The 6,000-nt window shown below is 60.2% G+C and carries 8 protein-coding genes; 5 read left to right on the forward strand and 3 right to left on the reverse strand.

Going from position 1 to position 6,000, the window contains the following annotated elements; all coding sequences use genetic code 11:
* The first annotated feature begins 12 nt into the window (after positions 1 to 12).
* Positions 13 to 1,209: an acyl-CoA desaturase gene (locus tag JOD78_RS13605; protein WP_121044028.1), complete on the forward strand. Its 1,197-nt coding sequence runs from the start codon at positions 13 to 15 to the stop codon at positions 1,207 to 1,209.
* 54 nt (positions 1,210 to 1,263) lie between these two features.
* The gene (locus tag JOD78_RS13610; RefSeq protein ID WP_166675601.1) at positions 1,264 to 1,407 is read left to right on the forward strand and encodes a hypothetical protein; all 144 of its coding nucleotides are present in this window, start codon (positions 1,264 to 1,266) and stop codon (positions 1,405 to 1,407) included.
* A 60-nt stretch (positions 1,408 to 1,467) separates the two neighbouring features.
* Here JOD78_RS13610 and rpmG read toward each other — a convergent pair whose 3' ends face one another.
* The 3 genes from rpmG to radC form a co-directional block, all read right to left on the reverse strand.
* The gene (gene rpmG / locus JOD78_RS13615; protein ID WP_006463731.1) at positions 1,468 to 1,635 is read right to left on the reverse strand and encodes a 50S ribosomal protein L33; all 168 of its coding nucleotides are present in this window, start codon (positions 1,633 to 1,635) and stop codon (positions 1,468 to 1,470) included.
* A 24-nt stretch (positions 1,636 to 1,659) separates the two neighbouring features.
* Positions 1,660 to 1,896: a 50S ribosomal protein L28 gene (rpmB, locus tag JOD78_RS13620; RefSeq protein WP_006463730.1), complete on the reverse strand. Its 237-nt coding sequence runs from the start codon at positions 1,894 to 1,896 to the stop codon at positions 1,660 to 1,662.
* Between the two features lie 206 nt (positions 1,897 to 2,102).
* Positions 2,103 to 2,783, reverse strand: coding sequence for a DNA repair protein RadC (radC, locus tag JOD78_RS13625; RefSeq protein ID WP_083859776.1), 681 nt, complete (start codon positions 2,781 to 2,783; stop codon positions 2,103 to 2,105).
* Positions 2,784 to 3,015: 232 nt separating this feature from the next.
* Here radC and JOD78_RS13630 point away from each other — a divergent pair, with 232 nt between their 5' ends.
* The 3 genes from JOD78_RS13630 to JOD78_RS13640 form a co-directional block, all read left to right on the forward strand.
* On the forward strand, positions 3,016 to 3,471 hold the full coding sequence (locus JOD78_RS13630; RefSeq protein WP_039785208.1) for a peptidylprolyl isomerase: 456 nt from the start codon (positions 3,016 to 3,018) through the stop codon (positions 3,469 to 3,471).
* A gap of 59 nt (positions 3,472 to 3,530) precedes the next feature.
* The gene (gene ispH / locus JOD78_RS13635; protein ID WP_034338194.1) at positions 3,531 to 4,499 is read left to right on the forward strand and encodes a 4-hydroxy-3-methylbut-2-enyl diphosphate reductase; all 969 of its coding nucleotides are present in this window, start codon (positions 3,531 to 3,533) and stop codon (positions 4,497 to 4,499) included.
* A 614-nt stretch (positions 4,500 to 5,113) separates the two neighbouring features.
* The coding region (locus JOD78_RS13640) for a branched-chain amino acid ABC transporter permease (RefSeq protein WP_145605090.1) at positions 5,114 to 6,000 on the forward strand (887 nt) is incomplete at its 3' end.

A 6,000-nucleotide genomic window follows, 5' to 3' on the forward strand; every position in this document is an offset into this window, starting at 1 on the left:
GGAGTTGTACTGATGACCCTTGATGCGATCCTCGACTTTGTTGCCAACGGCCTGCTGCACGCGTCCGGTTGGCAGATTGTCATTTACACACTGGTGATGACCCACATCACCATCGTGGGCGTGACTCTCTACCTGCATCGTTGCCAGGCGCATCGCGCGCTCGAACTGCACGCGATCCCCAGCCACTTCTTCCGTCTCTGGCTGTGGATGACCACCGGCATGGTGACCAAGGAATGGGCCGCCATCCACCGCAAGCACCACGCCAAGTGCGAGACCGAAGAAGATCCGCACAGCCCGCAGACCCGCGGCATCCACAAGGTGATGTGGCAGGGTGCCGAGCTGTACCGCAGTGAGTCCAAGAACGCCGAGACCATGGAGAAGTTCGGTCACGGCACTCCGGATGACTGGATTGAACACAACATCTACAGCAAGTACGGCTGGCAGGGTGTGGGCATCATGCTGATCATCGACGTGCTGCTGTTCGGCGCCATCGGTCTGACCGTGTGGGCCGTGCAGATGGCCTGGATCCCGTTCTGGGCGGCTGGCGTGGTCAACGGCCTGGGCCACTTCTGGGGCTATCGCAACTACGATTGCAACGATGCAGCGACCAACCTGTTCCCGATCGGCATCATCATCGGCGGCGAGGAAATGCACAACAATCACCACACCTTCGGCACCTCGGCCAAGTTCTCGGCCAAGTGGTATGAATTTGACATCGGCTGGATGTACATCCGCATCCTGGAGACCTTCGGCCTGGCCAAGGTCAAGAAGGTGGCACCGGTGCCCAAGTTCGACAGCCAGAAATCGGTGATCGACTTCGATACCCTGCAGTCCGTGATCGCCAACCGTTACGACGTGACCGCCAAGTACGCCCGTTCGCTCAAGAGCGCCTGGAAGGACGAGCTGGATCACCTGATCGAGAAGGCCCAGCTGGAATCGCGCTTCCTGAAGTCCTCCAGGAAGCTGCTGCAGCGTGAGCCGGCCCGTCTGGAAGATGGCCAGAAGCAGCAACTGTCGGAACTGTTCGCCCACAGCAAGGCGCTGCAGACCATGCATGAGATGCGCATCGAACTGAGCGCCATCTGGGAGCGTTCGCACTCGACCCGCGAACAGCTGCTGCAGCAACTGCAGGACTGGTGCACCCGCGCCGAGGCATCCGGCGTGAAGGCCTTGCGTGACTTCGCCCTGCGCCTGCGCAGCTACGCCTGATCGGCTTTGACCAGGCCGCTGCTCCGGGGTAAAAGCCGGAAGTGAAGGAAAAGCATGAAGACATCCCCGCAGAGCGATCTGCGGGGATTTTTTTCGTCATCGGCCAGTACAGGCCTGAAGGTTTTTGTCAAAAAACCGAAACGGGAGGGGAGGGCTGCGGTGCGCAGCGGGCTGACCGGCGCAATGCGTTCAACGTGAGCAGGCAATAAAAAACCCGCAGAGTATTCTGCGGGTCTTTCATCGGGAGACCGGGATCAATTACTTGATCTTGGTTTCCTTGTATTCGACGTGCTTGCGCGCCTTGGGATCGAACTTCATGATGCTGATCTTTTCGGGCGTAGTACGCTTGTTCTTGGTGGTGGTGTAGAAGTGACCAGTACCTGCGGTCGACTCCAGTTTGATTTTGTCGCGGCCGGATTTCGCCATGATAGATTTCCTTTACTCTGCTAATTAGACTTTTTCGCCACGAGCACGCAGATCGGCCAGAACGGCATCGATGCCGATCTTGTCGATCACGCGCAGGCCGGCGTTGGACAAACGCAGCGAAACCCAGCGGTTCTCGGATTCGACGAAAATGCGGCGGTTCTGCAGGTTGGGCAGAAAACGACGCTTGGTCTTGTTGTTTGCATGGGAAACGTTGTTGCCGACCATCGGCCCCTTCCCGGTGACTTGGCAGACACGTGCCATGTGAGACTCCTTAAAAATTTCCGAATTTGGGAAAAACGAGAGTATATGGAAAAAACTCTGCTTTTTCAATGACTTGCGAAAAACAATTGTGTCTTGATGTGGCTCATTGATTTAACAATTGAAGAAACATTGTTTTTCCGCTGTCACCCTCAATGGCGCAATCCCAGTCCTGTAAAGGCTTTGCGGCCGATCTGGCTGGTTACGGTTCACACCTTGCCGTGGTCGGCAAAGGAATACAGGCGTGTTCCGGCCACCACGATGTGGTCCAGCAATTCCACCTCGATGAGCTCCAGGGCTTGCTTGAGTGTCTTGGTCAGGCGCAGATCGGAGTCACTGGGCCGCGGGTCGCCTGAAGGGTGGTTGTGGGCAACGATGACCGAAGCGGCGTTGTAACGCAGCGCCATCTTGACCACTTCCCGGGGATGGACCGTGGTCTGATTCAGCGAGCCCCTGAACAATTCTTCCGTCCCGAGCAGGTTGTTGCGCATGTTCAGGAAGAGAGCGACGAAACATTCGTGTTCCTTGCCGAAGAAGGTCAGCTTCAGGTATTCGCCCACGACGCGCGTGGAATTGAGGGCCGATGCCTGCTTCAGATCGCTGTGGATGGCGCGCTTGGCCAACTCCAGAGAGGCCGATAGCTGGGCGCATTTGGCCGGGCCGAGGCCGTTGCCCAGACTGGGCTCGCGCTGAACGGCCTTGCACAGGCCTTCGAGCGAGCCGAAGCGGTGCAGCAGATCCATGGCCAGTTCCATGACGCTCTTGCCCGGCGTGCCCACGCGCAGAAAGATGGCCAGCAATTCCGCATCGGAGAGGCAGGCCGGGCCCAGCTCCAACAGACGTTCGCGTGGCCGCTGTGCGGCGGGCCAATCGACAATGGACATGGTCATGAGATGAATCTCCTTTCATATTGCGTTCGAGAGGAAAGACGGCAGCCGGTCCCGCCGCAACCGTCCAACAGAAGCCCGGCACCGCCGCAGTGCGCTTGCGCCGCCGCAAGGAAGTGTCCGATGCGCCCGCCACCCGCGCAGCCGGATGCAGCTGACAGCGGCAGAGCGGGCCAACGTGGCTTACAATAGCGGGCTCTTGTGCACCTTCCCGCTTCCAAGCCCGTTCCCAGCCATGTCCAGCCCAACCGTCCCCGTCGTCACCGAAAACGCCTATCTCACCTTGCATTACCGCCTGGCCTCGCTGGACGGCGAAGACATCGTCAGCACCTTCAACGAAAATCCGGCCACCCTGCAGTTCGGCCAGGGCCAGTTGGCTCCCTTCCTCGAAGCCTGCCTGCTGGGCCTGCCCGAAGGCACGCAGCAGACCTTTGAACTGAGCCCGGCCCAGGCTTTCGGCGAGCGCAGCGAAGAGCTGATCCAGCGTATCTCGCGCGCCACGCTGGAAGAGAATTCCTCCATGGATGAGGACTATCGCGTGGGCGACCTGGTCGATTTCGCTGCCCCCGGTGGCGGCCGTTTTGCCGGTATCCTGCGAGCGATCGATGATGATGGCGCAATTTTCGACTTCAATCACCCGCTGGCCGGGCAAACGCTGAAGTTCGAAGTAAAAATCATCGGAATCCTGTAAGAGCCTCGTCATTTGGCGAGTTGGCCCTCGCAATGTTTTGAAGAATCAAGGAAATGACCATGACCATGGAACAAGCCGAATCTGAAATCCTGCTGGCCCAGCCCCGTGGTTTCTGTGCGGGCGTGGACCGCGCCATCGAGATCGTCGAACGTGCGCTGGCGCAGTTCGGCGCACCCATCTACGTGCGCCATGAAATCGTGCACAACGCCTACGTGGTCAACGACCTGCGGGCCAAGGGCGCGGTCTTCATCGAGGAGCTGGCCGACGTGCCGGCCGGCAATACGGTCATCTTCTCGGCCCACGGCGTGTCCAAGGCGATCCAGGCCGAGGCGGCCGAGCGCGGCCTGACGGTGTTCGATGCCACCTGCCCGCTGGTCACGAAAGTGCATATGGAAGTGGCCAAGATGCGCCGCGAGGGCCGCGAGATCATCATGATCGGTCACGCCGGCCACCCCGAGGTGGAAGGCACCATGGGCCAGACCGAGGCCGGCATGCATCTGGTGGAGACGGTGGAAGACGTCCAGCGCCTGCAGGTGGCCGATCCCGAACTGCTGGCCTATGTCTCCCAGACCACGCTGTCGGTGGATGACACGGCCGACATCATCGCCGCCCTGCGCGCGCGCTTCCCGGCCATTGCCGAACCCAAGAAGGGCGACATCTGCTACGCCACCACCAACCGCCAGGAAGCCGTGAAGTTCATGGCCCCGCAGGTGGAAGTGGTGATCGTGGTCGGCAGCCCCAACAGCTCCAACTCCAACCGCCTGCGCGAACTGGCCGAGAAGAAGGGCGTGCCCGCCTTCATGGTCGACAACGCCGCCCTGATCGACCCGCAATGGGTACAAGGCCGCCAGCGCATCGGCGTCACGGCCGGTGCATCGGCACCGGAAGTGCTGGTGCAGGCCGTGATCGATCGCATCAAGGAAATCGGTGCGCGCAGCGTGCGCGTCCTGGACGGTATTGAAGAAAACGTCACCTTCCCCTTGCCCAAGGGCTTGGGTACCCGCACGCCCTCGGCCGAATCGGCATGAGCCTGAATCAGCCCTGTGACAAAGGGTGAATATTCGGACGAAAATCACGTCCGGCGTTTGCGCAAAGAGGCCTGCTGATGCAGGCCTTCTTCATTTCCGCGACAGGTGTTGTGAAGTCGCCGACAATTCATTGGTCTTACCGCACTTTCTTCTGTAACAGGCGATTGTTTGTGCTCGATTGTTGGAATCTTCTGCGTATAATTCCGCACCATTATCGACGGACCGCCCAAAAGGCGGCCGAGCGCTAGCCCTCACAAAGAGGGCAGGGCGTCGCCAACGCGGCGTCAACCAGAGACGGGAGACATCCATATGTACGAGCATCTGCCCACCGGCCTCGCCCGGTGCCTCCGGCGAAGACCTCCCGGGCGCCCGCCCAGTCGATGCGCCAGCCCCGGCCCAAGCCGCCCGCACGGCTACTGCGGCTGAATTTCCCTCCATTCCCTCCGTCAGCGAGCCCTGCTCGCCGGGAACGCGTGCACCCTTTTTATGAAGAGTGATAACGCGATCCCGGGTTTCGGGAACGGATTTTGCTAATCGACATGCTTTCGCGCGGTGTCCGCTTTGGTGCAGAGCCACGTGTTTTTCTTGTTTCCATTTAGATCGAAGAGTTATTCATGGACATTTTCATCCAGCAGATCATCAACGGATTGGTGCTAGGCAGCATGTACGCACTGATCGCCCTGGGCTACACCATGGTGTACGGGGTGCTGAACCTGATCAACTTTGCCCACGGCGACATCCTGATGGTGGGCGCCATGGTCGGCCTGTCGATCCTCAAATTGGTGCAGCAGGTCGCGCCTGACCTGCCTGGCATCGTCAAGCTGATCATCGCCATCGTCGGAGCCATTCCGGTGTGCGTGATCGTGAGCTTGCTGATCGAACGCATCGCTTACCGTCCGCTGCGCAATGCGCCGCGCCTGGCGCCGCTGATCACCGCCATCGGCGTATCGATCCTGCTGCAGACCTTCGCCATGATGATCTGGGGCCGCAGCCCGCTGCCGTTCCCGCAGATCATGCCCTCGACCCCGGTCAACATCGCCGGTGCCCTGATCTCGCCGACCCAGATCATGCTGCTGATCCTGGCCCTGGCCGCGATGATCGGCCTGGTGCTGATCGTGGAGAAGACCAAGATGGGCCGCGCCATGCGCGCCACCGCCGAGAACCCGCGCATCGCCGGTTTGATGGGCGTGGACGCCAATCGCGTCATCATCGTCACCTTCGCCATCGGTGCCGCACTGGCCGCGATTGCCGGCGTGATGTGGGCTGCCAATTACTCCACTGCGCAATTCGCCATGGGCTTCGTGCCGGGCCTGAAGGCCTTCTCGGCGGCCGTGCTGGGTGGTATCGGCAACATCTACGGCGCCATGCTGGGCGGCATCCTGCTGGGCCTGATCGAGAGTCTGGGTGCCGGTTACATCGGAGACCTGACTGGCAACTTCCTGGGCAGCAATTATCAGGACATCTTCGCCTTCATCGTGCTGATCATCGTGTTGACCTTGCG

Origin of the sequence: Herbaspirillum sp. 1130, from assembly GCF_017833835.1 — a bacterium.
Lineage (GTDB): Bacteria > Pseudomonadota > Gammaproteobacteria > Burkholderiales > Burkholderiaceae_D > Herbaspirillum > Herbaspirillum huttiense.